General features: G+C 73.0%; 20 protein-coding genes and 1 riboswitch. Of the genes, 9 read left to right on the top strand and 11 right to left on the bottom strand.

Annotated elements, in window-relative coordinates:
• Positions 1-94 precede the first annotated feature (94 nt).
• The 3 genes from KBY47_RS13755 to KBY47_RS13745 are packed head-to-tail and all read right to left on the bottom strand — an operon-like array spanning position 95 to position 4,938.
• Positions 95-1,273 carry a VWA domain-containing protein gene (locus KBY47_RS13755; RefSeq protein ID WP_210921358.1) on the bottom strand — a complete coding sequence of 393 codons (1,179 nt, stop codon included), beginning with the start codon at positions 1,271-1,273 and terminating at the stop codon, positions 95-97.
• On the bottom strand, positions 1,270-3,771 hold the full coding sequence (locus KBY47_RS13750; protein ID WP_374103075.1) for a DUF5682 family protein: 2,502 nt from the start codon (positions 3,769-3,771) through the stop codon (positions 1,270-1,272). Before KBY47_RS13750 ends, KBY47_RS13755 begins: the two co-directional genes overlap by 4 nt.
• Positions 3,772-3,792: 21 nt before the next feature.
• Positions 3,793-4,938: an AAA family ATPase gene (locus tag KBY47_RS13745; protein ID WP_210921356.1), complete on the bottom strand. Its 1,146-nt coding sequence runs from the start codon at positions 4,936-4,938 to the stop codon at positions 3,793-3,795.
• Positions 4,939-5,070: 132 nt separating this feature from the next.
• Between KBY47_RS13745 and KBY47_RS13740 the strand changes: the two genes are divergently transcribed.
• Both KBY47_RS13740 and KBY47_RS13735 read left to right on the top strand, forming a co-directional pair.
• Positions 5,071-6,426, top strand: a complete 1,356-nt coding sequence (locus tag KBY47_RS13740) for an SWIM zinc finger family protein (protein ID WP_210921355.1) — start codon at positions 5,071-5,073, stop codon at positions 6,424-6,426.
• 261 nt (positions 6,427-6,687) lie between these two features.
• Entirely contained in the window at positions 6,688-8,304 is a 1,617-nt protein-coding gene (locus tag KBY47_RS13735; protein ID WP_210921354.1) for a DUF5691 domain-containing protein, read from the top strand.
• Between the two features lie 71 nt (positions 8,305-8,375).
• Here the strand turns inward: KBY47_RS13735 and KBY47_RS13730 are convergent, their stop codons facing one another.
• Positions 8,376-8,792 (bottom strand): cobalamin B12-binding domain-containing protein, encoded by a 417-nt coding sequence (locus tag KBY47_RS13730; RefSeq protein ID WP_210921353.1) that lies wholly within the window; start codon positions 8,790-8,792, stop codon positions 8,376-8,378.
• A 388-nt stretch (positions 8,793-9,180) separates the two neighbouring features.
• On the opposite strand from KBY47_RS13730, the gene KBY47_RS13725 reads away from it, so the two are divergent.
• On the top strand, positions 9,181-10,080 hold the full coding sequence (locus tag KBY47_RS13725) for a triacylglycerol lipase (protein ID WP_210921352.1): 900 nt from the start codon (positions 9,181-9,183) through the stop codon (positions 10,078-10,080).
• 97 nt (positions 10,081-10,177) lie between these two features.
• A complete protein-coding gene (locus tag KBY47_RS13720; RefSeq protein WP_210921351.1) occupies positions 10,178-11,881 on the top strand; it encodes a M23 family metallopeptidase in 1,704 nt (567 codons plus the stop codon).
• A gap of 74 nt (positions 11,882-11,955) precedes the next feature.
• Here the strand turns inward: KBY47_RS13720 and pcrA are convergent, their stop codons facing one another.
• Positions 11,956-14,427, bottom strand: coding sequence for a DNA helicase PcrA (pcrA, locus tag KBY47_RS13715; protein ID WP_210921350.1), 2,472 nt, complete (start codon positions 14,425-14,427; stop codon positions 11,956-11,958).
• A 314-nt stretch (positions 14,428-14,741) separates the two neighbouring features.
• Positions 14,742-14,917: riboswitch (cyclic di-AMP (ydaO/yuaA leader) on the top strand.
• 7 nt (positions 14,918-14,924) lie between these two features.
• Here pcrA and KBY47_RS13710 point away from each other — a divergent pair.
• Complete coding sequence (locus KBY47_RS13710) at positions 14,925-16,133, top strand: C40 family peptidase (protein ID WP_210921349.1); 1,209 nt, start codon at positions 14,925-14,927, stop codon at positions 16,131-16,133.
• Between the two features lie 49 nt (positions 16,134-16,182).
• Here KBY47_RS13710 and KBY47_RS13705 read toward each other — a convergent pair whose 3' ends face one another.
• On the bottom strand, positions 16,183-16,536 hold the full coding sequence (locus KBY47_RS13705; protein ID WP_210921348.1) for a hypothetical protein: 354 nt from the start codon (positions 16,534-16,536) through the stop codon (positions 16,183-16,185).
• 415 nt (positions 16,537-16,951) lie between these two features.
• On the opposite strand from KBY47_RS13705, the gene KBY47_RS13700 reads away from it, so the two are divergent.
• On the top strand, positions 16,952-18,004 hold the full coding sequence (locus KBY47_RS13700) for a C40 family peptidase (protein ID WP_210921347.1): 1,053 nt from the start codon (positions 16,952-16,954) through the stop codon (positions 18,002-18,004).
• Between the two features lie 28 nt (positions 18,005-18,032).
• Here KBY47_RS13700 and KBY47_RS13695 read toward each other — a convergent pair whose 3' ends face one another.
• Positions 18,033-18,770 (bottom strand): response regulator transcription factor, encoded by a 738-nt coding sequence (locus tag KBY47_RS13695; RefSeq protein WP_210921346.1) that lies wholly within the window; start codon positions 18,768-18,770, stop codon positions 18,033-18,035.
• A complete protein-coding gene (locus tag KBY47_RS13690; RefSeq protein WP_210921345.1) occupies positions 18,767-20,059 on the bottom strand; it encodes an ATP-binding protein in 1,293 nt (430 codons plus the stop codon). Before KBY47_RS13690 ends, KBY47_RS13695 begins: the two co-directional genes overlap by 4 nt.
• A gap of 189 nt (positions 20,060-20,248) precedes the next feature.
• Here KBY47_RS13690 and KBY47_RS13685 point away from each other — a divergent pair, with 189 nt between their 5' ends.
• Together KBY47_RS13685 and KBY47_RS13680 are read left to right on the top strand one after the other, a co-directional pair.
• The gene (locus KBY47_RS13685; RefSeq protein ID WP_210921344.1) at positions 20,249-21,694 is read left to right on the top strand and encodes a PspC domain-containing protein; all 1,446 of its coding nucleotides are present in this window, start codon (positions 20,249-20,251) and stop codon (positions 21,692-21,694) included.
• Positions 21,681-21,959 carry a hypothetical protein gene (locus KBY47_RS13680; RefSeq protein WP_210921343.1) on the top strand — a complete coding sequence of 93 codons (279 nt, stop codon included), beginning with the start codon at positions 21,681-21,683 and terminating at the stop codon, positions 21,957-21,959. Before KBY47_RS13685 ends, KBY47_RS13680 begins: the two co-directional genes overlap by 14 nt.
• 36 nt (positions 21,960-21,995) lie before the next feature.
• On the opposite strand, the gene KBY47_RS13675 is transcribed toward KBY47_RS13680, so the two are convergent.
• On the bottom strand, positions 21,996-22,526 hold the full coding sequence (locus KBY47_RS13675) for a DoxX family membrane protein (RefSeq protein WP_210921342.1): 531 nt from the start codon (positions 22,524-22,526) through the stop codon (positions 21,996-21,998).
• A 139-nt stretch (positions 22,527-22,665) separates the two neighbouring features.
• Positions 22,666-23,955, bottom strand: coding sequence for a hypothetical protein (locus KBY47_RS13670; RefSeq protein WP_210921341.1), 1,290 nt, complete (start codon positions 23,953-23,955; stop codon positions 22,666-22,668).
• 169 nt (positions 23,956-24,124) lie between these two features.
• Between KBY47_RS13670 and KBY47_RS13665 the strand changes: the two genes are divergently transcribed.
• The gene (locus KBY47_RS13665) at positions 24,125-25,012 is read left to right on the top strand and encodes a DUF4429 domain-containing protein (protein WP_210921340.1); all 888 of its coding nucleotides are present in this window, start codon (positions 24,125-24,127) and stop codon (positions 25,010-25,012) included.
• 17 nt (positions 25,013-25,029) lie between these two features.
• Here the strand turns inward: KBY47_RS13665 and KBY47_RS13660 are convergent, their stop codons facing one another.
• Positions 25,030-25,824 carry a class II aldolase/adducin family protein gene (locus KBY47_RS13660; protein ID WP_210921440.1) on the bottom strand — a complete coding sequence of 265 codons (795 nt, stop codon included), beginning with the start codon at positions 25,822-25,824 and terminating at the stop codon, positions 25,030-25,032.
• Positions 25,825-25,905 lie beyond the last annotated feature (81 nt).

The raw sequence follows: 25,905 nt of genomic DNA, 5'->3' as shown, positions 1-25,905 counted from the left end.
GGAACGTGTCGCGCGCCGGTTCACAGCAAAGCGCGGCGTCGATCCTCGCACGGGACGCCCGAGGTAGCGCAAGCCCCCTGTTACCGATGGGTAGTCATGTGCTGGTTCCCCCGGCCATGTCGGGTATCGGAAGCGGACGCTTCTCGATCGCCGCCGCCATCACCTCCGGGAACAGGTCGGGCGTACAGGCGAAGGCCGGTGCGCCGAGCCCCGCGAGCGCGGCCGCGTGCTCACGGTCGTAGGCGGGCGCCCCCTCGTCGGAGAGCGCGAGCAGCGTCACGAACTGCACCCCGGACGCCTTCATCGCGGCGACCCGCTTCAGCATCTCGTTGCGTATGCCGCCCTCGTAGAGGTCGCTGATCAGCACGACGACCGTCTCGGTGGGGCGGGTGATCTGCGACTGGCAGTAGGCCAGCGCCCGGTTGATGTCCGTACCGCCGCCGAGCTGGGTGCCGAAGAGGACGTCGACCGGGTCGTCGAGCTGGTCGGTGAGGTCGACGACCGCCGTGTCGAAGACGACGAGCCGGGTGTTGATGGACCGCATCGACGTCAGCACCGCCCCGAACACCGACGCGTACACCACCGACGCCGCCATCGACCCCGACTGGTCGATGCAGAGGACGACTTCCTTCTTCACCGACTGGGACGCGCGCCCGTAGCCGATGAGCCGTTCGGGCACGATCGTGCGGTACTCGGGCAGGTAGTGCTTGAGGTTGGCCGCGATCGTGCGGTTCCAGTCGATGTCGTGGTGGCGGGGCCGGTTGACGCGGGCACTGCGGTCGAGGGCGCCGGTGAGCGTGGCCCGGGTGCGGGTGGCGAGCCGCTTCTCCAGGTCCTCGACGACCTTGCGCACCACGGCCCGTGCCGTCTCCTTGGTGGTCTCCGGCATCGCCTTGTTGAGGGAGAGCAGCGTGCCGACGAGGTGCACATCGGCCTCCACCGCCTCCAGCATCTCCGGCTCCAGCAACAGCGTGGACAGCCCGAGCCGGTCGATCGCGTCCCGCTGCATGACCTGTACGACGGACGACGGGAAGTACGTGCGGATGTCGCCGAGCCAGCGCGCCACCGACGGCGCCGACGCCCCCAGCCCCGCCGAACGGTCCTTCCCCGACTGGGCCTTGTCCCCCCTCCCGTACAGCGCGCCCAGCGCACCGTCCATCGCGGCGTCCGTCCCGGTCAGCTTGCAGCCGATGCCGTCCGCCGTGTCGCCCCCGAGCACCATCCGCCAGCGCCGCAGCCGCTCCCGCCCGGCGTCGCTCCCGTCGACCGTCATACCCCCGCCTCCACAAGCCCGTTGTCCTCGGCGCCCGCCGACCGTCCGTCCCCGTCCTCGTCCAGCCCGAGCAGCAGCCGCACCACCGGCAGTACGGCGTCCGCCCGCCCGGCGTCCAGCTCCGCGGCGAACCCGGGCGCCCCGCCGCCGGTGGCCGCGGCCCCCGCCCGCTGCCCCGGCCCGCGCCGCACCAGTTCGCCGAGTGTTCTTCGGACGCCCGGTTCGTACGCCGAGAAGGTGCGCCGCAGCAGCGGCAGCACGTCCGTGAACGCGTCCGCCGACACCCCGGTCAGCCAGCCGTCGATCAGTGCGAGCAGCCGCTCGTCGTGCACGAGCAGCATTCCGCCGCCGCCTCCTCCGACGAACCCCTCGATCCACGCGGCCGCGTCCGGCGGCGGCGTCCCCGGGGACAGCGCGAGCCCCATGAGCCGGGCCGCGTCGCCCTGTTCCAGCTCCCCGTCGTCGAGCAGCAGCCGCACGGCCCGCCCCTGGATCACCCCGGGCACGGTGTCCCGCGTGGACAGTACCCGCAGCACGCTGTGCCACCGTCCGCGCAGGCCCGCGTGGGCCGGCGCGGAGGCCTCGGGGGTGCCGCCCAGCAGCCCCACCGCGCCGTGCACCGCGTCCACATGGCGCCGCATCTCCTGGGCGGCGTCCGCGTCGAGCGCGGCACAGGCCGGGGGCAGCCCGACGAAGACCCGCTCGGCGAGGCCCGCGGCGACCTCAGCCAGCGCACCGGTGTCCGTGCCCCGCACATCGCCGTAGCGCAGGGAGCGCACCAGCGCGGGCAGGGCCTGCGCGAGGTGGGCCACGTCCGCGTCGAGGGCCGCCCGGTCGGCGAGAATCCGCATCACCTCGGGCAGCGCCCGCGCCAGGTCGGCCAGCAGACACAGCTCGGCGAGCGCGGTGACCTCGACGAGGCCCGGTGCCGTGGTGGCGTCGGACTCCACCTTCGCGGTCGCGGCGGCGAGCACGGTCGTCCCCCACACCCCGGCCTCCGCGACCCGCACCGACAGCTCGGGCTCCCAGCGCAGCCGCCAGGTCTCCCGGAACGTGCCCGTGCTGCCGCGCGAGGAGACCGGTTCGCCCCACCCGATGCCGAGCAGCCGCAGCCGGTGGAGCAGTCTGCTGCGCTCGGCGTCGGTCTCCCTGCGCAGGTCCAGCTCCAACTCCCGCTCCAGCGCCTCCGGCTTGAGCCGCAGCCTGCGCTGCCACCGGCTCAGGTCCCGCTGCAACGGCACCGCGGGCGCCGACTCCGGCACCTCCCCCAGCACGTCCCCGACCACCAGCCGGTCGTGCACCAGCGCCAGCGGGACGTCCGAGCCCTCGCACATCACCGCCCGCACGGCGTCCGTGGTCTCGCTCAGACCGGGCAGCGGACGGCCGCGCATCGCGGCGAGCGTCTCGGCCAGCCGCACCGCCTCGATGACATGCGCCGAGGAGACGATCCGGTCCTCCTCCCGGAGCAGCCCCGCCACCTTGGTCAGCCAGCGCTCGACGGGCCGGTCCGGGGCACCGAACAGATGCCCGTACCACCCCGGCGAGTCGATGCCCGCGCCGTAGCCACTGGCCCGCGCCAGCCTGCGGTACGTCCAGGGCACCCAGGTCATGTCCGCCTTGACCTTGGGCAGCCCCTTCAGCAGCGCCCGGTCGGCGCCGACGGTGGCCTTCCGGCGCAGCGCGGGCACATGCCAGGCCCCGCACACCACGGCCACGTCGTCACCGAACTCCCGCTGCGCCGCCCGCATCTGGAGCCGCATGTACGCCTCGCGCACCAGGTCCCGGTCGTCGCCCCCGCTGCCGTACGCCTCCCGCAGCGCCCCCATGGCCTCCTCGAGCGCCGTGAACGGGGCGAAGGCGTCCCCCGCGCCCACGCCCCGGTGCTCCACGACGTCCTCCCACCAGCGCTCCGGGTCGTCGTACCCGGCGGCGTCGGCGAGCACCGCGAGCGGGTCCACCCGGACGTCGGCGCCGGGCGCCCCGGTGTCCACGTCGGTACCTGGAGCGGAGTCGGTACCTGGAGCGGAGTCGGCGGGAGCGAGGTCGGCACCGGCCCCGGGGGTGTCGTCGCCCGTCCCCTCCTCGGGCGCGTCCCCCCTCCGCCAGGCCAGGCCGTGGGTCGCCGGAAGGTCGATGAAGCGGGCCGGGACGTCGTGGTCCAGGGCCCAGCGGATGGCCACCCACTCCGGGGAGAACTCGGCGAGCGGCCAGAAGGCCGAGCGGCCGGGTTCGTCGACGGCGTGGGCGAGCAGCGCGACCGGTGGCCGCATGTCGTCCTCGGCCGCCAGCGGGATCAGCGCGTCGGCCTCGGGCGGTCCCTCGATCAGCACCACCCGGGGCGCCGCCGCGTCCAGCGCGGCCCGCACCGCCCGCGCCGACCCCGGCCCGTGGTGCCGTACGCCGAGCAGCAGCGGCCGCGGCGCGGTGCCCGCGTGCCGGTCAGCTCCGTTCACACCGTCCCCCTCGGGGCTTGGGCCAGCCCAGGTCGTCGTCCTCATGTGCCGTGCGCGGCGCGCGGATCACGCGCTCACCTCCCGGCAGGCCCGGTAGAAGTCCTTCCAGCCGTCGCGCTCCCGGACGACCGCCTCCAGGTACTCCTGCCAGACCACCCGGTCGGCCGCCGGATCGCGGACGACGGCGCCGAGGATGCCCGCGGCCACGTCACCGGCCCGCAGCACGCCGTCCCCGAAGTGCGCGGCCAGCGCCAGTCCGTTGGTGACGACGGAGATGGCCTCGGCGGTGGACAGGGTGCCGCTCGGCGACTTCACCTTCGTACGGCCGTCCGCGGTGACCCCGTCGCGCAGCTCGCGGAAGACGGTGACGACGCGGCGGATCTCGTCGATGCCGTCGGGCACGGCGGGCAGTTCCAGCGAGCGGCCGATCTGGTCGACGCGCCGCGACACGATGTCGACCTCGGCCTCGACGCTCTCCGGCAGCGGCAGCACGACCGTGTTGAAGCGGCGGCGCAGGGCGCTGGACAGGTCGTTGACACCGCGGTCGCGGTCGTTGGCCGTGGCGATCAGGTTGAACCCGCGGACCGCCTGCACCTCCTGGCCCAGCTCCGGTATCGGCAGGGTCTTCTCCGACAGGATCGTGATGAGCGTGTCCTGGACGTCGGCCGGGATCCGGGTCAGCTCCTCGACGCGGGCGGTCATCCCCTGCGCCATGGCCCGCATCACCGGGCTGGGCACGAGGGCGTCCCGGCTGGGGCCGTGGGCCAGCAGCTGCGCGTAGTTCCAGCCGTAGCGGATGGCCTCCTCCGGTGTTCCGGCCGTGCCCTGCACCAGCAGGGTCGAGTCGCCGCTGACCGCTGCCGCCAGGTGCTCGGACACCCAGGTCTTCGCGGTGCCGGGGACGCCGAGCAGGAGCAGGGCGCGGTCGGTGGCGAGCGTGGTGACGGCGACCTCGACGATGCGGCGCGGGCCCACGTACTTCGGTGTGATCACCGTGCCGTCCGGCAGGGTGCCGCCGAGCAGATAGGTGGCCACCGCCCACGGCGACAGCTTCCAGCGGGCCGGGCGCGGACGGTCGTCCTGGGCGGCCAGCGCGGCGAGTTCGGACGCGAAGGCGTCCTCGGCGTGCGGCCGTAGCTCTTCGCCCGGTTCACTCTCCCGCGGTTGCGCGGACGTCGGTTCAGCAGACGTCGGGTCAAGGGTCACGGACATGGCTGACGCCCCCTCCAGCTCGGCCGGTTCGGATCTGGTGTCCACCGTGCACCATCCCACTGACAATTGCTCTGACCTGCGCAAACGCGCTCGCAGACCCGATTGTCAGTGGGGGGATCTACCTTCGATGGCATGACTCAGCAGGGGGTGCGCTGGACTGCGGACCAGGTGCTGGCACTGGCGCCTGACGCCGCGTCACGCAAGGCGGGCGGCAAACTCGGAGCGGCGGGGCCGTGGTCCGGGGCGGGGAGTTCCGACGAGGGGACGGTGTGGGGCCTGTGCAAGGGCAGTGGCAGCAAGCCGTATCAGACGGTCGTCGACATCGCGGACGCCTCCGGGCCCGCGTACAAGTGCAGTTGTCCGAGCCGCAAGTTCCCGTGCAAGCACGCGCTCGGGCTGCTGCTGCTCTGGGCGGGCGGTGATGTCGCGGTTTCCTCCGCCCAGCCGCCGGACTGGGCGGAGGAGTGGATAAAGGGGAGGAGGAAGCGTTCGGAGGAGAAGCGGTCCGCGGGGGCGGGGGGTGCCGCGTCGGGCGGCGGCGATCCGGAGGCGGCGCGGCGGCGTGCGGAGCGCCGGGCGGAGCGGGTCACCGCGGGCGCCACGGAGCTTGAGCAGCGCCTGGCCGACCTGCTGCGCGGCGGCCTGGCCGCGGCGGAGCACGCCGGGTACGGGCTGTGGGAGGAGACCGCCGCCCGCATGGTCGACGCGCAGGCGCCCGGGCTCGCCGCCCGGGTCCGGGAGCTGGGGGCGATACCCGGCTCCGGGGCGGGCTGGCCGGTGCGGCTGCTGGAGGAGTGCGCGCTGCTCCACCTCCTCGACCAGGGCTGGCTGCGCCGGGAGCGGCTGCCCGAGGACCTCGCGGCGACGGTGCGCTCCCGCGTCGGCCTGCCCGCGTCGGCGGACGGTCCGGCGGTACGCGACCGCTGGCTGGTCCTCGCCCAGTACGACACGGCGGACGCCAAGCTCACCACCCGCCGGATCTGGCTGCACGGCGCCGACTCCGGCCGCACCGCGCTGCTGCTCTCCTACGGCGCGGCGGGCCGCGCTCCGGAGCTGGCGCTGCCGGTGGGCCTGGCGCTGGACGCGGAGGTGGCGTCCTTCCCGGGCGCCGGGCAGGTCCGGGCGTCCCTGGGCGAGCAGTTCGCCCCGCCCGCCCCCGCGGCGATCCGGCCTCCGGGCCTTTCGACGTCGGAGGCCGCCGCCCGCTACGGCGAGGCGCTGCGCGGCGACCCCTGGCTGGACTCCGTCCCGGTGACGCTGGACCGCGTCATACCGACCCCGGACGGTGACTCCTGGCAGCTCGCGGACGCCGAAGCGGACACGGCGCTGCCGCTCACCCCCTCCGCGCTTTCCCGACCGGGCCTGTGGCGGCTGGTCGCCCTCTCCGGCGGCGCCCCGGTCAAGGTCTTCGGTGAGTGCGGCCACCGCGGCTTCACCCCACTGACGGCCTGGCCGGAGGGCGAGGGCACGGCGGTCCAGCTGTGCTGAGCGACGGCCGCGAGGTTCGGCCCCGACCGAACGGACCGCCAAGGCCCCACCCCGCCGGTGACCCGTCCGAGGACCAGGGCACGGCGGTCTCACCGCCGTGAACGACGGACACCAACGTCCGAAACCACCGGCCCGACGGACACCACTCGCCGCAGCTGCGGCCCGAGGAACACCACCACGCCGCAGCCACCGGCCCGGCGAACACCTCTACGCCGCAACCGGGCCCGACCGACCGAGCCCAACGGATTGGAAGGAGACCGCGTGACCAGGACCTCCGCCCCCAGGGACACGCCCGTGCCGGGCGCCTGGGAGGAACTCGTCACCACCGCGCTGCTCGGCACCGAGCGGCGTACCCCGCCCGACACCACGCCGGGCCGGGAGGCACCGGTGGCGCTGCTGGACGCGGCGGCCCTGGAGACCGTACGGCGTCGGGCGGGGCTGCGTCCCGCGCGGGCGGCACGGCGCCCCGATCCGGCGCCGGACGACACGCGGCGGGCCCTGCCCGACGCCGCGGCCCGCAGACTGGCGATGCTGCTCGCCGACCGTCCCGGCGCGGGTGGGGGCCGCCGGGGCACGGCACCCGATCTGATGGAGCTGCTGCCGCAGTGGCTGGCGGCGGCCAACGCCCGCGGCTACGCGGCCCCGCCGCAGGCGCTGCCCGCGCTGCTGGACGCGGCCCGGGGCCGTACGGACCTGCGTCCGGCGGCGCTGACGTTCGCCGGGCCGCGCGCCCTGTGGCTCGCCCGGCTCAACCCCGACTGGCGGTTCGCCCTGCGTTCCACCCCCGGCGGCGGCGCGACGCTGCCGCACCTGGCGGACACGGCACGGGTGGAGGAGGTGTGGCAGGAGGGCCTGTTCGCCGAGCGGGTCGCGCTGCTCACCGCGATCCGCGCCCAGGAGCCCGCCGCCGCGCGCGCACTGCTGGCGACGACCTGGGCGACGGAACGGGCCGAGGACCGGCTGATGTTCCTGGACTCGCTGCGCACCCGCCTCGGCCCCGACGACGAGCCGTTCCTGGAGGAGGCGCTCGCCGACCGCAGCCGCAATGTGCGCGCCACGGCCGCCGAGCTGCTGTCGGCGCTGCCGGGTTCGGCACTGGCCGCGCGGATGGCGGTCCGGGCGGGCGCGTGCGTGGCGCTCGACCACACGGCCGACACGCCGACCATCGCCGTGGAGGCGCCGCACGAGTGCGACGCGGGGATGGAGCGGGACGGCGTGGTCGCCAAGGCCCCGGCCGGACGCGGTGAACGATCCTGGTGGCTGGGCCAGTTGGTGGAGGCGGCCCCACTGGACGGCTGGTCCGGCCGGCTGGGCGGACGTACGCCCGGGGAGATCGTGGAGCTGCCGGTGGCGGACGACTGGCGGGGCGAACTGCACGCGGCCTGGTGCCGGGCGGCGGTCCGGCAGCGGAACGCCGAGTGGTCGCGGGCCCTGCTGGGCACTCCCGCGGCACCGGAGGCGGGCGGGCCGGGCGCGGTGTCCCTGGCCGAGCGCGCCAAGCTGCTGGGCACGCTCGACGCGGACGAACGGGCCGAGTGGGTGGCCGGGTTCATCGCCACGCACGGCCTGTCGGAGGCCTTCCAGCTGCTCGGCGTCTGCGCCGTGCCCTGGTCCGCGCCGCTCGGGCGGGCGGTGGTCGACGCCCTGAACATCGCGCGGGACGCGGGGAGCTATCCGTGGAGCTTCAGCGGCGTCATGGGCCTGGCCGAGCGCTGTCTGTCACCCTCCGAGGCCCCGCGCCTCGACGCCCTCCTGACCACGCCGGAGGAACCGGAGGACGCGTCACCGGGAGCCGGGGGCTATTGGACGGAGGCGTTCCAGCGCCTGGTCACGACCCTACGGCTGAGAGGGACGATGCTGGAGGAGCTGGGCGCGTAGGAAGCCTCCGCCGGTCCCCGGCCGGAGAACCGTTCTCCGGTGCCCGGTCGGACGCCGCGCCCAGCCCCGTCTCACGCCTCGGCGGGCTGGCGCACGTTCTCGCGGACCCACTCCACGATCGAGGCCGTGGTAGCGCCCGGCGTGAAGATCTCGGCGACACCCTTCTCCTTCAGCGGAGCGATGTCGGCCTCGGGAATGATCCCGCCGCCGAACACCAGGATGTCCGCCGCGTCCCGCTCCCTGAGCAGTTCGATCACCGCCGCGAACAGCGTGTTGTGCGCACCGGAGAGGATGGACAGACCGATCGCGTCGGCGTCCTCCTGGATCGCGGTGTCGACGATCTGCTCGGGAGTCTGGTGAAGGCCGGTGTAGATGACCTCCATACCGGCGTCCCGCAGCGCCCGTGCGATGACCTTGGCCCCGCGATCGTGGCCGTCGAGCCCCGGCTTGGCCACCACCACGCGGATCGGACCGGCTGCCACACCCATCACTGCCTCCATCAAGCGACTGCCTCCTCCGCCCCGCACCACACCGGACGGGGAAGTGAACGAACGTTATCGCCAGCATCCCGCAACGGGCAGTTTCGCGGCGCGCAGGGAGGGGGAAATCACACGGTGGGACACGTTCGCCGCGCACCGTCTTCGAGTCTTCGCGGCCCAGACGCCGCGCACCGCCGGGGCACCCGGGCCACGTCGGCGAGGGACATCCGCGCCACGGGAGCCGCTACGAGGTTGCCGCACCACCGCGCCGCAGGCCGCGCGCCGCGCTGGTGCGGCACCACAACACCCACCCGCCGTCGATCACCTCGGCCACGGCTTCCCTCAAGGGCACACGGGGGACAGCGCCGCCCTCCGGCGTGCCGACAGGAGGTCGGCCATGAAGGTCACCGGGCTGCTGCCGCCCTTTCCCGCACCGCCCTTTCCCCTGCCGTCGCTCCCTCCGCCGCAACTGCGTCTGCTGCCCGGCAGGCTGGCGGGGATCTCCGTGGCCCTGCTGAAGGCGACGGCACTGGAGCTGGCGATCCTCGCGGGCCATCTTCTCCTCTATCCCTCCGGCATCGTCCAGGAACGCCGCTCCGGTGATCCCGGCCCGTTGCCCGCGGACGGCGCGGCCCGGCTCCCCGCGGGGGCGAAGCCGCCGGTCGTGCTGCTGCACGGGTTCATCGACAACCGCTCGGTCTTCGTCCTGCTGCGCCGCGCCCTCGCCCAGCACGGCGGACGCCACCTGGAATCGCTCAACTACTCCCCGCTGACCTGCGACGTCCGTACCGCGGCCGCGCTGCTCGGGCGGCACGTAGAGGAGGTCTGCCGGCGCACGGGCAGCGACCGGGTCGATGTCGTGGGGCACAGCCTGGGCGGACTGATCGCGCGCTACTACGTGCAGCGCCTCGGCGGCGACACGCGCGTGCGCGTCCTCGTCACCCTCGGCACTCCGCACTCCGGCACACGCGTCGTACCACTGGCGAACGCGCACCCCATTGTGCGCCAGATGCGCCCCGGGTCCACGCTGATGGCGGAGCTGTCCGCGCCCGCGCCGGGCTGCCGTACGCGGTTCGTCAGCTTCTGGAGCGATCTGGACCATCTGATGGACCCGCCGGAGGCCGCACGGCTCGATCATCCTGATCTGTCCGTGGTGAACGTGCAGGTCACCGGCATCGGACATCTCGCCCTGCCGGTGCACCCGGCCGTGGCGGCCCGGATAAGGCAGGCCCTCGACGACGCGCCCGGGACGACCGGGGACGGCGCCGCACCCGCCGACGGTCTCACGGTGGCGTAGCGCCGGCCGCCGGAGTGCTCCGCACGGCGGCCATCAGTCGAACAGTCTTCGAACACAAGGCCAAGCCTGCGTCCGCCGACCGCCGAAACACGGCCGAATGCCCGTTTCCTGCGCGCGTGAAACCTGCCGAAGATTGTCGTGCCCGCGTACCGCCGGGTACAGTCGCCGCACTGCTCTGGCAGCCCCTGTTGTCGAGGCGAAAGAGAAGTTGGTGAACGACCGTCACCCGTCGGGGATCATGACCTCCCCGGCCTCGGCTTCCGAAGCCGCCTCCGCGCACTACGCGCCCTACGGCGGCCAGGACGCCCAGTACGGTGACTTCACCACGTACAGCGACCACAACGCCACTGGTTTTGACGCCGGTTACGGCGCCACCGGCCATGTGACCGCGACCTTCTCGGCCGACCCCCTCTTCGGCACGCTCCCGGACCACACCCAGGCCACCGGCGCGTACGACGCCACCCAGTGGGCCACCGGCAGCCACCAGACGCTGAACTACGACCCGTACGCGGCCCAGCACCACGCCGCCTACGACACCGGCGCCTACGAGACCACCGCCTGGACGTCCGACTACGAGCAGCTCGGCGCGATCCCGCACCAGACGACGGGCCCCGAGAGCAGCGGCCAGTGGGACGCGAGCACCTGGCTCCAGCCCGAGCAGCCCGGCACCCCGGCCGCCGACCAGACCCAGCAGTGGGACTGGAACCAGCAGCAGGCCTACGACACCGGCGCGTACGACGCCACGCAGTGGAACTCCGACGGCACCGCCCCCGAGACCACGCGGAGCACCGAGGCCTACGACGGCCACGAGACGTACGAGGGTCACGAGGACCACGAGTCCGGCTACCAGCACGACTACGTGCAGCAGGCCGCCGACCACGAGGGCTTCCCTGATACCGGGGCGCCCGCCGCCCACCAGGAACACCCCGCAGACGACGACTCCGAGTTGAGCCGCACCGGCGAACTGCCCGCCGTAGAACCTCTCGTGGACCACGAGTCCGAGCCGCTCCTCGATGACCAGGAAGAACACGTCCCGGCCCCCGCCTCCCGCGCCGCCGCCCGCGCGGGCCGGTCCCGGCGCCGTACCCCCGCCAAACGCTCCGCGCTGCTGACCGTCGCCGTGCCATCGGCGTGTGTCATGGGCGTGGCGGGCATCGCCGCCGCCTCGGTCGGCACCTTCGCCGAGGACGAGCCGGAGGCGCCCGCGACCGCGGCGGAGACGCCGGTCAAGAAGACCGTGGCCAACGACAAACTGGCCGCCCAGCTGGAGGGCGTCACCGCCGACGCCAACGACTTCGGCGACCGGGTCAGCCGCACCCAGGAACGCATCGACCTCAAGGCCGAGCAGGAGGCCGAGCAGAAGCGGGCGGCGGCGGAGGCGGCCCGCAAGGAGCGGCTGCGCCCCAAGTTCGCCCTGCCGGTCGCCAACCACGGACTCAGCGCCTACTTCGGCCAGTCCGGCATCAACTGGATGTCCGTGCACACCGGCATCGACTTCCCCGTCGCCTACGGCACGACCGTGATGGCCGCGACCGACGGCACCGTGCGCACCGAGTACAACAGCGCCTACGGCAACATGATGATCGTGACCGCGATGGACGGCACCGAGACGTGGTACTGCCACCTCTCCAGCTACCAGGTCCTGTCCGGTACGACGGTCAAGGCCGGTGACGCGATCGCGTACTCCGGCAACTCGGGCAACTCGACCGGCCCGCACCTGCACTTCGAGGTCCGCCCCGGCGGCGGCTCCGCGATCGACCCGCTGGCCTGGCTGCGCAGTCACGGCCTGAACCCGTCGTAACGCCCCCGCCGTAACGTTCCCCTTGAGAAGCCCCCGCCCGTCGGCAGGGGCCTCCCCTCACACATCGGACGCGGCTAGAGCTTCTCCACCGGCGCGTACCGCAGCAGCAGTCGCTTGGGCTTGGTGTCGCCGAAGTCGATCGTCGCCTCGGCGTTCGCCCCCGTGCCCTTCACGGCGACCACCGTGCCGAGGCCGAACTGGTCGTGGGTCACGCGGTCCCCGACGGCCAGCGAGACCACCGGCTTCTCCGCGGTCCTGCGGGTGGCGAACCCGGACGCCCCCGACGCCGACGAGCGGGAACGGGACGACGACAGCGAAGCGGCGACACCGGAGACCGGGCCCGCCGGGGCCGCGGTGGCGCCGGTGCGCTTCCAGTCGACGTGCCGGCCGGGGATCTCCTCCAGGAAGCGGGACGGCGGGTTGTACTGCGGCTGGCCCCAGGCGCTGCGCATCGCGGACCGGGTGAGGTAGAGCCGCTCGCGCGCGCGGGTGATACCGACGTAGGCGAGGCGCCGCTCCTCCTCCAGTTCCTTGGTCTGGCCGAGGGCGCGCATGTGCGGGAAGACGCCGTCCTCCATGCCGGTCAGGAAGACCACCGGGAACTCCAGGCCCTTGGCCGTGTGCAGGGTCATCAGGGTGATGACGCCGTCGCCGTCCTCCTCGTCGGGGATCTGGTCGGAGTCGGCGACCAGCGCGACCTGCTCCAGGAAGTCGGCCAGCGTGCCGGACTCCCCTTCGCCGCGCTCCTGCTCGAACTCCATCGCCACGGCGGCGAGTTCCTGGAGGTTCTCGATCCGGGTCTCGTCCTGCGGGTCGGTGGACGCCTGCAACTCGGCCAGGTAGCCGGTGCGTTCGAGCACCGCCTCCAGGATGGTCGCGGGGCCGGCGCCCGACTCGACGATCGTACGGAGGTCCTCCATCAGCGTGTTGAACCGCTTGACGGCGTTGGTGGACCGCGCGGCCATGCCGTAGGCCTCGTCGACGCGGCGCAGCGCCTGCGGGAAGCTGATCTTCTCGCGCTGCGAGAGCGCGTCGATCATGGCCTCGGCCCGGTCGCCGATGCCGCGCTTGGGCACGTTGAGAATGCGGCGCAGCGGGACGGAGTCCTCCGGGTTGGCGAGCACCCGCAGATAGGCGAGGACGTCCCGGACCTCCTTGCGCTCGTAGAAGCGGACGCCGCCGACGACCTTGTAGGGCAGGCCGACGCGGATGAACACCTCTTCGAAGACACGGGACTGGGCGTTCGTACGGTAGAAGACGGCGACGTCCCCGGCCTTCGCCTCGCCCGCGTCGGTGAGGCGGTCTATCTCGTCGGCGACGAACTGCGCCTCGTCGTGCTCGGTGTCGGCGACGTAGCCGGTGATGCGGGCGCCCGCGCCCGCGTTGGTCCACAGGTTCTTGGGGCGGCGGGACTCGTTGCGCTCGATGACGGCGTTGGCGGCGGTGAGGATGGTCTGGGTGGAGCGGTAGTTCTGCTCCAGCAGGATCGTCGTCGCGTCCGGGTAGTCCTCCTCGAACTGGAGGATGTTGCGGATGGTCGCGCCGCGGAAGGCGTAGATCGACTGGTCGGCGTCACCGACCACGCACAGCTCGGCGGGCGGGATCTCGGCTTCGGGCGGCACGTCGACGGGGTGCTCCACGGTGCCGACCAGCTCACGGACCAGGGCGTACTGGGCGTGGTTGGTGTCCTGGTACTCGTCGACCAGGACGTGCCGGAAGCGGCGGCGGTAGTGCTCGGCGACGTCCGGGAAGGCGCGCAGCAGGTTGACCGTCGTCATGATCAGGTCGTCGAAGTCGAGGGCGTTGGCCTCGCGCAGACGCGACTGGTACAGGGCGTAGGCCTGGGCGAGGGTCTTCTCGAAACCGTCGGTGGCCTGGGCGGCGAAGTCCTCCTCGTCGATCAGCTCGTTCTTCAGGTTGCTGATCTTGGCGCTGAAGGACTTGGGCGGGAAGCGCTTGGGGTCGAGGTCCAGGTCACGGCAGACCAGGGCCATCAGGCGCTTGGAGTCGGCGGCGTCGTAGATCGAGAAGGACGAGGTGAAGCCGAGCCGCTTGCTCTCGCGGCGCAGGATGCGCACACAGGCACTGTGGAAGGTCATCACCCACATCGCGCCCGCGCGCGGGCCGACGAGCTGCTCGACGCGCTCCTTCATCTCGCCCGCGGCCTTGTTGGTGAAGGTGATCGCGAGGATCTGTCCGGGGTGCACGTCCCGCTCGGCGAGCAGATAGGCGATGCGGTGGGTGAGCACCCGGGTCTTGCCGGAACCGGCTCCGGCGACGATGAGCAGGGGGGAACCGGCGTGCACGACAGCGGCCCGCTGGTTGTCGTTCAGCCCCTCCAGGAGTGTGGTGGAGTCCAGGACGGGGCGCGGGGCGCCGTCGCGGTAGTAGGCCTCCCGGTCCGGGGGCGCGTCGAACTTCCCGCCGAACAGATCGTCCGGGATCGGTTCCGGAACATGATCGTCCTCGGGCGGCGGGGGTTCGTCCAGGGGGCCGCGCTGGGCCTGGAGGTCCGCCAGGAAGCTGTCGTCAAAGAGGCTGCTCATCGCTCTCCGAGTCTAGGGCGCCGCACTGACAACCGGTGGCCGGATGCCGGTCACGGATCCGCCCGCTTCCCCACACCCTCCGTGTCACCGCTGACACCGCTGACACCGCTGACACCGCTGACACCCCCGCAACGGACGGGACCTGGCCGGAGTTCCGTCACGGATCACTCAGCAGCGGACACGGTGAGCGACGTTCCGGATAAGGTCACGAAAATGTATCGGGCATATCACCCACCAACCTTCACAGCCGCCACACGAGTTGGCTACCGTGCCGAGCGGGCCGCACGACCCCCACCGGCGAACGTCGCCGGGCCGCGCGGCCTCCGCCGAGTCCGGCGTGCCCGAGCGGCAGCGGCCGGAGCCGGGGACCCACAGATCCCCCGGGGTGAATCGGCCCACTCCTTCCCCGAGGAGCGGCCGTAGGGCAACCCTTCCGAGCCACCCGCCCGAACCCGACAGCTAACCCGGTAGGCGGCCGATGGAAGGAGTCGCCTCCCTTGGCGTCGCACCGCAAGTCTCGTCCCGCGGGCAGCCGCGTGGCGGGCATACGGACCCCCGCGCTGGCCACCGCTGCCCTCACCTCGGTCGCGCTGCTCTCGCAGACGGCCAACGCCTCCCCCTCGGACGACGACCGCCCGAGCCTGGAGGAGGTCGAGAAGAAGGTCGACGACCTGTACCGTCAGGCCGAGTCGGCGACCGAGAAGTACAACGCGGCCAAGGAGAAGACCGCGAAGCAGCGCAAGCAGGTCGACACCCTCCTCGACGACGTCGCCAAGCGCACCCAGAAGCTCAACGACGCGCGTGAGGAACTCGGCTCCTACGCCGCCGCCCAGTACCGCACCGGCGCCGCCGCCCCGGACACCGCCACCTTCCTGCTCGCGGACTCACCGCAGGACTACTTCGACCAGACCCAGCTGATGAACCGGCTCACCGGCAGCCAGAAGGCGGCGGTCGACGACTACTTCGCCGAGCAGACGGCGACGATGGAGAAGCGGCAGGAGGCCACCGAGAGCCTCGCCACGCTCACCGAGTCGCAGAGCGACCTCCAGACGGCCAAGACCACCGTGCAGAAGAAGCTCGCCGACGCGCGCGAGCTGCTGTCGGAGCTGACCGCCGAGGAGAAGGCCCGCCTCGCGGCCATCGAGAAGAAGAAGCAGGAGGAGGCCGAGCGCAAGGCGGCGGAGCTGGCCCGTCAGCAGGCGGAGGAGCAGCAGCGCCAGGAGGAGGCCGCGGCGGCCCAGCAGGCCGAGGAGCAGGAGACCGGCACCTCCGGCTCGACGGGCTCCACCGGCTCGACCGACACCTCCACGGGCACCTCGACCGGTTCCTCGACCGACTCCACGTACACCACCAAGGCCGAGAAGGCGCTCGCCTTCGCCCGCGCCCAGATCGGCAAGCCGTACGTCTGGGGCGCCACCGGCCCCGACTCCTACGACTGCTCGGGCCTCACCCAGGCCGCCTGGAACGCCGCCGGGATCTCCCTGCCGCGCACCACCTACGACCAGGTCAACGCCGGAACGACGGTCCCCGTCTCCAGCGCCCAGCCCGGTGACCTGGTCTTCTTCTACGACGATGTCACCCACGTCGGCATCTACATCGGCAACGGCATGATGATCCACGCCCCGAAGCCCGGCACCTACGTCCGCGAGGAGTCGATCTACTACGACGGCGAGTCGTCGATCCACAGCGTGGTGCGGCCCGCCTGACGACGGCGCTCCAGGGGCCCGGCACGGACAGGGCCCCTGGACCGGGACGTCAGGTCCAGAGCACGGCGATGAAGATGTTCGCCGTGGTCAGCAGGCCGACCAGGCCGAACAGGCCCTTGTCCACCTTCTCGTCGTCGCGCTTCACATAGACGAGGCCGAGGATCACGATCAGCAGGGCCAGCTTCACGCCGATCTTGATGTTGTCCACGGTCCGGTCGTCGGCCTGGTTCAGACCGACCAGGACCACCCCCGTGACCAGCATCGTCAGGGCGCCGTGCAGCATCGCGGGGACGAAGCGGGCGGTGCCCTGCCCCATCGCCTTCATCTGGGTGAGGAAGCCGCCGAGCAGCGCGGCGATACCGATGATGTGCAGACCGACGAAGAGGTGGATGAGTACGTCCATGGGGCCGGAGCCTAATCACGGCCCCGGCGCCGTCCGACACCGGCCCTCCCTCTCCGCCCGCCCTCGGCGCCCCTTGCATATATGCGCCCATAGCAGCCGCCGGGCCGTCCGGGCCCCGGATGCCGCACTTCGGTCACCGCGCTGCGCGAAGTCGACGGCCCGCTCCGGGCCGCCCGGTCATCTCCGGTCACCCCGCGGTCCGCTCCCGTCACTTCCGTACAACGTGTCACCGGGCCGACGCACCCGGGATTAGCGTCCTCGACCAGGTGACCGGCTCCCCAACGCCGTCCGGACCAGGGGCGGCAGTCGGCCACCCCCGCCGAGAAGGTCCGGCGGCGGCCCGCTCCCCCCTGTGCGGGCCGCCGCCGGACGCGCCCCCCGCCCTCACGGCCGTAGGAAAGGATGTGCAGCCCAGGTGGCAGCGCACCGCAAGCTCCGACAACGTCCCGCGGGCGGCGGTACGGCCCGCACCGCCGCCACCCTCGCCCTCGCGGGCGCGGCCACCGCGACGGGCTTCGACGGCACCGGGCACGCCGAGCCGGATCTCACCCCCGCGCAGATCAAGGCCAGGGTGGACAAGCTCTACCAGGAGGCGGAGGTCGCCACCGAGAAGTACAACGGCGCCAAGGAGAAGGCCGAGGCCGCCGAGGACCGGCTCGCGGAACTGCGCGACGAGGCGGCCCGCAAGGAGGACCGGCTCAACTCGGCACGGGCCTCGCTCGGTTCGGCCGCCGCCGCCCAGTACCGCACCGGCGGGCTCGATCCCGCGCTCCAACTCGCCCTCTCCGACGACCCCGACCGGTATCTGGAGGGCGCCGCCTTCGCCGAACGCGCCGGACACCGGCAGGCCTCCACCGTCACCCGGGTCGGCAGACAGCTGCACGAGATCGAGCGCCTCCGCGGCGCCGCCCGCGTCGAACTGGCCTCGCTGAGGTCACGCCAGACCGAACTGAAACGCCACCGCAGGACCATCACCGGCAAACTGGACTCGGCGCGACAACTGCTCGACCGGCTGACCGCCGACCAGCGCGCCCGCCTCACCCCCCGCGGCGCCCCGGACCGCGCCTCCCGCGGCCCGGCCCCGCGAGACGGCCTCCAGGCCCCCGTGGCCGCCCCCAACTCCCGTGCGGCTGCCGCCGTCTCCTACGCCTACCAGGCCCTCGGCAGCCCCTACGTCTGGGGCGCCACCGGTCCCGACGCCTTCGACTGCTCCGGCCTCACCCAGGCCGCCTACCGCTCCGCCGGTGTCTCCCTGCCCCGCACCACCTACGCCCAGATCGACGCCGGACGCCGCGTCGCCCGCTCCGAACTCCTCCCCGGCGACCTGGTCTTCTTCTACTCCGGCATCAGCCACGTCGGCCTCTACGTCGGCGGCGGCCAGATGATCCACGCCCCGAACCCGTCGTCCCCGGTACGGCTGGCACCGATCAGCCAGATGCCGTTCGCGGGGGCGACGCGGGTGGTGTGAGCGCCCCCGGGCGCGAGGCCGGGCCGGGTCAGACCAGCCGCCGTGCCGTAGCCCACCGCGTCAGCTCGTGGCGGTTCGACAGCTGGAGCTTGCGCAGGACCGCCGAGACATGGGACTCCACCGTCTTCACGGAGATGTACAGCTGCTTGGCGATCTCCTTGTAGGCGTAGCCGCGGGCGATGAGGCGCAGCACCTCGCGCTCGCGCTGGGTGAGACGGTCCAGGTCCTCGTCGACCGGCGGGGCGTCGGTGGAGGCGAAGGCGTCCAGGACGAACCCGGCGAGCCGGGGGGAGAACACCGCGTCGCCCTCCTGGACCCGGAAGACCGAGTCGACCAGGTCGGTGCCGGTGATCGTCTTGGTGACATAGCCGCGGGCGCCGCCCCGGATCACTCCGATGACGTCCTCCGCGGCGTCCGACACGGACAGCGCGAGGAAGCGGACGGGCTGCTCGCTGTCCGCCATCAACGCGGCGCACCGGCGCAGCACTTCGACCCCGCCGCCACCCGGCAGGTGCACATCGAGGAGGACCACCTCGGGGCGGGTGGCCGTGATCACCGTGACCGCCTGGTCGACATCGGCGGCCTCGCCGACCACCTCGACGCCGGTCTGCTCGGTCTGCCCGATCTCGGCCTGGACGCCGGTGCGGAACATGCGGTGGTCGTCGACGAGGACCACCCGCACCCGGCGCCCGGGCGCACCGCCGCCCGCGGGCTGTGCGGACCCGGCCGTCTCCGCCGTGCCGTTCGTCTCGGAAGGGTCGCTCATGACGTCTTCTCCGCCCTCTCCATCTCCAGCTCGACCTCCGTGCCGCCGTCCGGCACCGCGCGCAGCCGCGCCGTGCCGCCGTTGCGCTCCATGCGGCCGATGATCGATTCTCTAACGCCCATGCGGTCGGCGGGTATGGAGTCGAGGTCGAAGCCGGGGCCGCGGTCCCTGACGGACACGAAGACCGTCTTCCCCTCGACCTCGGCGTAGACCTGGACGGCTCCGCCCTCGCCACCGTACTTGGCGGCGTTCACCATCGCCTCGCGTGCGGCCTGCATCTGGGCGGCGATCCTCTCGTCGAGGGGGCAGTCGCCCACCACGACGACCTCCAGCGGGACGCCGTGCTTGTCCTCCACCTCCGCGGCGTTGCGCCGGACCGCGTCGGCGAGGGTGGTGGGCTCGTCGGCCTCGTCCTTGCCGGTGCCCTCCGGCTTGTACAGCCAGGTGCGCAGGTCGCGCTCCTGGGCGCGGGCGAGACGGCGCACCTCGCCCGGGTTGTCGGCGTTGCGCTGGATCAGGGTCAGGGTGTGCAGCACCGAGTCATGGACATGGGCGGCGACCTCGGCGCGCTCCTGGGCGCGGATGCGCATCAGACGCTCCTCGGAGAGGTCCTGGGTCATACGGACCAGATAGGGACCGGCGAGGAGCGTTATCCCGACGAGGACGGCGAGGGCGGCCTGGAGGACCGAGCCCAGGTGGGCCGCGGACCCCTTCAGCACGAAGATGCCGGTGACACCGGCCGTGACCAGCAGGACACCGGCGCCCGCGCGCAGCAGCGTCAGCGTACGGCGACGGCGGCCGACCTCGACCCAGCGGGCCCGGCGGGCGTTGTCGGCCTGCCGCCAGACCAGGGCGACGCCCGCGCCGACGAGCACGGTGGGCCAGAGATAGGCCTGCGCTCCGCTGCCGAGGTTCACATTGCCCACGAAGACCATGGCCACGACGACCATGAGGAGCAGGGCGACCATCTGGCCCCGGTCCGGCTTGCGGGCGACGATCCTGCGCCGTCCGTCGGGGGAGGTCTCCGTGTGGACGAGGGAGGGGGGCCGCTGGGCCTCGACGCCGCCCACGCCCAGCGGGACGAAGAACCAGAACGCGGCGTAGAGCAGCGCGCCGAGGCCGTCGGCCATGAACAGGCCGACGAAGACCAGGCGCACCCAGATCACGGGCAGCCCGAGATGCCCGGCGAGCCCCCGCGCCACGCCACCGAGCCAGCGTCCGTCGCTGCTGCGGTAGAGCTTGCGCGGCGGCCGCGGTGACATGACTGGCGCTGCTGCGGCTTCCGGCATGCCAACGATGGTCACACGCCGGGCGGGCCCGGGCATCAGGGTCCGTCCCCGAGACGCCCCTGATCTTCGCGGGCGGTCGGCGGCGCCGGGCCTCGAACGCTTCCCCCGCGTCGGCTCAGGGGCGATTTCAGGGTTCGGCCAGGGTCGATCCGACTGCCGCTGCGGCGGCTCGCCCGTCACCATGGACTCATGACTGATCACCAGCACGCCGCGGACGCCGTGCCCGAGGCGGGGCCCCCGTCCGACGCGGCAGCCGCGGCCGCCGCAGGTGAGGAACCGCGCGCGCACGAGCGGGCGCGGGAACGCGCGCACGAAGAAGCGGCACCGCCGGACCCGGCCGCCGAGACCGACATGATCGAGGCGTTCCGCAGGTTCCGCCGCGACCGGCGGCACAAGATGCTGGCGGGGGTCTGCTCGGGCCTCGGGCGGCGCTGCCACATGGACCCGGTGATCTTCCGGATCACGCTCGCCGTGCTCTCCGCGACCGGCGGCATCGGCCTCATCTTCTACGGCTTCGCCTGGCTCTTCGTCCCGTACGAGGACGACGAGGAGAACGAGGTCCGCAAGCTCCTCACCGGCCGCGTGGACGGCCAGGCGCTCGCGGCCGTGCTGTTCGCGCTGGTCGGCTGCGGGGTCTTCCTGTCGATGCTGCACAACGGCGGTGTGCTGACCTTCGCCGTCGTCCTCTCCCTGCTCCTGGCCGGCGCGGGGTACTGGTCGCAGCACCGCGACGCCCCGGACCCCGATCCCCTGGCCGCGCAGGCCGCCGCCGACGCCCCGCCGGAGGCGCAGGCGCCGCCGGTCCCCGCTGCCTACCCCTCCTGGTGGCGCGACCCGATCGTCAAGGACGGCAAGCATGTCGGCGGCACCGGCTATCTGTGGGGACCGCCGGACTCCCAGGACCGGGACATAGCGGCGGCCGTCAACATCGGCCGGGGCGTCGGCCGCGGTGCCGCGGCGCCCCCGGGCACCTGGCGCGGGCAGCCGCCGAAGCCGCGCGGCCCGCGCCGCACGGGCGGGTGGGTCGTCCTGCTCGCCCTGCTCGCGGGCAGCCTCGGCACCGCCCTGACCTGGGAGCACCAGCCGCTCGGCACCAGCCTCCAGACCGGTCTGTCCGCCATGCTCGTGGTGCTCGGCCTGGGCATCGCGGTCAGCGCCTTCCTGGGGCGCACGGGGGTGGGGTCGATCTTCGTCGCGGTCATCACGGCGGGCCTCCTCGCCTCCTCGGCGGCTGTACCGAAGGACATCAGCACCCACTGGATACGCACGACCTGGGAGCCCACGGCGGTGTCGGAGGTCCGGCCGAAGTACGAGCTGGGCACCGGCGTCGGCACGCTGGACCTGTCCGGGCTGGACCTCGCCGAGGACCGGACCGTGACCACCAGCGCCGAGGTGGGCCTCGGGCGGCTGCGGGTGATCGTCCCCCGGGACGCGACCGTCAAGGTGACCATGGAGGTCGGAGTGGGCGACATCCAGCTGCCCGGCGAGAAGCGGCAGGACGTGGATGTGCAGCCGGGCAGGTATCAGGAGACGACCCTGAACCCGCCCAAGGGAGCGGGGGACGCGGGCGGCACGCTCGACCTCGATCTCGAAGTCGGCATCGGACAGGTGGAGGTGAGCCGTGCTACGTCATGAGTTCCAGCCCGGACGGCTGGTCGCCGGTTTCTTCCTGATCGCCGCGGGCGTCGTCTACGCCGGTGACGCGGGCGGCGCCTGGGAAGCACCGTGGTTCGTGGCCGTCCCGCTCGTCATGGGCGGCCTCTGCCTGGCGGGCGCCGTGGGCGGGCTGGCCCGCGGCATCCGCCGCAACCGCCGGTCGGGCCGCACGGACACCCCCGGCTCCGGGCCGACGCCGGGCTCTCACATACCCGCCGCCACACCACACCAGCACGGCAGCTGACCGCCCTCCGCCGTGCCCGGGCGCGGGCCCGTCGCCTCAGGCGTACTCGCTCCCCCGCCGCTGCCGCCGCGCCCGCCACGCCGCGTCCAGCGACAGCATCGGCGCACCGGCGAGGACGAGGGGCAGCCAGGCCATCAGATAGGCGAGATCGTTGCCGTAGTAGTAGGGGTCGGAGGCCCAGCTGACGGTGAGCCACAGGCTGAGGGAGATCAGCGCTCCGCCGAGGGCGGCGAGGCGGGCGAGCAGACCGAGGAGGGTGCCGATGCCGACGGCGAGTTCACCGAAGGCGATGGCGTAGCCGAAGCCGACGGGGCTCTCCAGGGCGAGGTCGACCAGGGCGGGGATGGCGGAGGAGTCGCGGACGCCGCGCATCAGGTCGCCGATCGAGCCCGCGCCGGAGTCCTGCATGAAGGCGCTGTCGGTGAGCTTGTCGAGTCCGGCGTAGACGAAGGTGACGCCGAGGAAGATCCGCAAGGGAAGGAGGGCATAGCGGGTGGCGGTGTCCCGCCACCCGCCGCCACCGTCGAGAGGGGGAGTGCGCGTGTCCGGGGGGAACCCATGTGCCATCGCTACCGCCGCCTCTCCGCCGAAGACCGTACACACGACCGTGCACATGACCGTACGCACGACCATACGCACGCCGGGGAGATACCGCTCAACCTTCAACCACCGAAAATCGCCGCGCCCGGACCGCCGCGACGCGCACTCACTCCGTCACATCGATCACATACGCCCCGGTCTCCACCCCGGCCGCCGTCACCACCCGCACCTCCACCTTCCCCGGCTCGACATCCACCGGTACGGGGACGGTGAGCAGGTTGTCCGTGGGGTTGCTGAAGCCACCGGAGACGGGGACGAGGGGGACATGGACATGGACGGCGCCGACCCGGACGACCATGCGGGACAGCCGGTCGGCGGTCCCGGCGCCGGGCGGTACAAAACCGGCGCCGCGGATCTCGATGTCCTCGCCGGTGCGGATCGGGGCGTCCAGGTCGCCCGCCTCCCGGGCCCGCACCACGGAGAGGATGACGGGACGCCCGCCCTCGGCGTACTTCCCGGCGAAGTAGGTCGCGGCGGACACCAGCACCACCACGGCGAGCCCCCAGGGCAGGTCGGGCAGCTGATCGGGGCGGCGGGCCAGCCGTACCGCCGCGAACAGCAGGGCGACGGCGCTGATGACGACGTACTGGATGTCGCCGAAGGTGCCCCGGCCGGAGTCGTCGGTCAGCAGGTCGGCGGCACGAGGGCGGTGCGCGCGCACCTTCTGGAGCCGCTGCCCGAGCACCCGTACCCCGACCACCCGCCGCACCAGCACCGCGATCGCGCACACCACCGCGAGCACGGTCACCACGCCCGCGCCGCGGGCGAGTTCGAGCCCGTCGATCAGCGCGTCGCGCTCGGCGGACCCGGAGGCCGCGGCCAGCCGTCCCACCAGCACCAGAACGGAGTAGGCCACGAACAGCACCCAGACGGCGGCCACCGCGCGGGACGTGGACAGGCGGTTGTCGTCACCGATGACGGGGGCCAGCGCACCGCCGCGCGCCCGGTGGTACCAGGAGGCCGCGGTGAGCGCGGCGGCCAGCAGCAGCGCGGCGGCGAGACCGGCGGTGCGGGCGGCCGTCCAGCCGGTGCCGATCGCGGTGAGCGCCTGGACGAGCAGCAGCAGGACGACGCCCGCCCACACCGCACAGGCGGTGCGCCGCCACAGTCCGGCCAGCCAGGCGCCGCCCTCGGCACGGCCGCGTTCGGCGACGAGCTGGGCGGACTGGGTCAGCTCGTCCGAGACCCACTGGCGGGAGGCTCCGGCCGAGTGGGCCACCGCGGCGGGCAGCCCCTGCCCGGCGGCGAACTCGTCGCGTCGCAGCAGGAACGCGGCGACCGCCCGCCGGTGCCCCTCCCGCGCCCCGTGCGGACAGTCCCCGCACGTACAGCCGCCGCCGTGGGCAGCCCCGCGCGCGTCCGCGTCCGCGCCCTGTCTCGCCTCCTGCACCGCCACGCCCCGCAACCGCCTTCCCCACCGGCCGAATCACACCGCAACTCCCATATGACGTCTGCGAATTGTGCCCTATGCCACGTGCGGCACGCCCGGCAGGTCGGGGGTCGTCGGGGACTCATGAGGGTGAAGGAGCGGTCGCCGTGTTGACCCCCCTGCGAGAATCTGACGTATGGCCGAGATCATCCAGCGTGACGGGACCTGGGCCTTCGACGGCACGACGATCAGGATCACGCCGGGACTCCACCGCTCCGTACCGCTATTCCGGCAGTCGTACGGGGAGATCGCGGTGCCGCTGGACGCCGTGTCCGGTGTCGTCTTCGAACCCGAACGCAGGCGCGGACGGCTCCGGCTCCGGCTGCGCGAGGGCGCCGACCCGTTGCTCCAGGCGACCGGTGGGCGGCTGCCCGACCCTGCCGACCCCTACCGGCTGACGGTGCACCTGGACCGGGCCGGGGTCGCCGAGTACGTGGCGGAGGAGATCCATCGGGCGCTCCTCCTGGACCGGGTTCCCAAGGAACCCACCACGTCCTTCCTGCTGCCCGGTCCTCCGGTCCCGGTGTCGGTGCGGTCCTCCGACGGCACGGTCTCCTTCGACGGCAGCCAGGTGCGGATCGACTGGAGCGACACCTCCGACCGGGTCAAACGCGCGACCGGCCCGCGGATCCTCGGCCTAAGTGATCTGGTGCAGGTCGAGTGGCTGCCCAACACCGGCTACGAGAACGGCTTCCTGCGTTTCGTGACCCGGGAGACGGCCTACTCCAAGCTGCCGCCCGAGAAGGACCCGCACGCCCTGGACCTGTGGGGCAGCGCCCGCCGCGACCTGCTCACCGCGCTGGTCGCCACCGCCGTCACCGCCCGGCTGCCGCACCCCTCCACCCGTGCCGGCCGCCCTCTCGCCCGCCTTCCCCACCAGCCGACGGCCGCGCTGCCGCCCCCGGCCGACCGTCACGACGTACTGCTGCGCCGTCTGCGGGAACTGGGCGAGCTGCACCGGGACGGGGTGCTCACCGACGAGGAGTTCGCGCGCACGAAGGCGGCGGTGCTGCGGGACTTCTGAGCGCGCCCGGGGCGGGCTCAGCTCAGCAGGTCCGGTTCACTGCGGCTGATCTCCTGCCACAGCGGCTGGTAGTTGATCCACGCCACCAGGTCGCCGCCGAGCTGTTCCCGGGTGGCGACCGCCAGCTTGTGGTCGATGAGGACGGGGCGGCCCGCCGCGCGGGCGGTGAGCTGCACCTGGCAGGAGCGTTCCATGGACAGGAACCACCAGGCCGCCGCGTCCACCGAGCCGCCGACCGTCAGCAGTCCGTGGTTGCGCAGCACCAGCGCCTTGCCCGAGCCGAGCGCGGCGGCGATCCGGCGGCCCTCCCCGGTGTCGACGGTGACGCCGCTGTAGGAGTCGTACAGGGCGTGGTCCTCGTAGAAGGCGCAGCTCTCCTGGGTGATCGGGTCGAGCAGCTCGCCGAGGGCGGACAGGGCGCGGCCGTGCACGGAGTGGCAGTGGGCGACGGCGACGACGTCGGGGCGGGCGGCGTGCACCTGGGCGTGCACGGTGAAGGCGGCCTGGTTGACGTGGTACTTGCCGTCGACGACCTGGCCGTCCTGGTTGGCGAGGACCAGGTCGCTGACGGTGACATGGTTGAACGACAGCCCGAACGGGTTGACCCAGAAGCAGTCGGAGAACTCCGGGTCGCGCGCGGTGATGTGCCCGGACACCCCGTCCTCCAGGCCGTACCGCCCGAAGATCCTGAGCGCGCCCGCGAGGCGTTCCTTGCGGTGCTGCCGCTCGTCCTCGACCGAGTCGTACATCGGCGGCATGGCGAACCGCAGTTGGTCGGTGGGCAGGGGGCGTGGGGGGTTGGGCCCGAGCATGGGTCCTCCGGCGCTGGGTTCCGTCACGGGCGGGAAGGTACCGTCGGTCAGCCGAGGATGACAGGGCAACGCGGGCTTTGG

The organism is Streptomyces sp. B93 (assembly GCF_018070565.1).
Lineage (GTDB): Bacteria > Actinomycetota > Actinomycetes > Streptomycetales > Streptomycetaceae > Streptomyces.
This window is presented reverse-complemented; position numbering and strand designations above follow the sequence as displayed.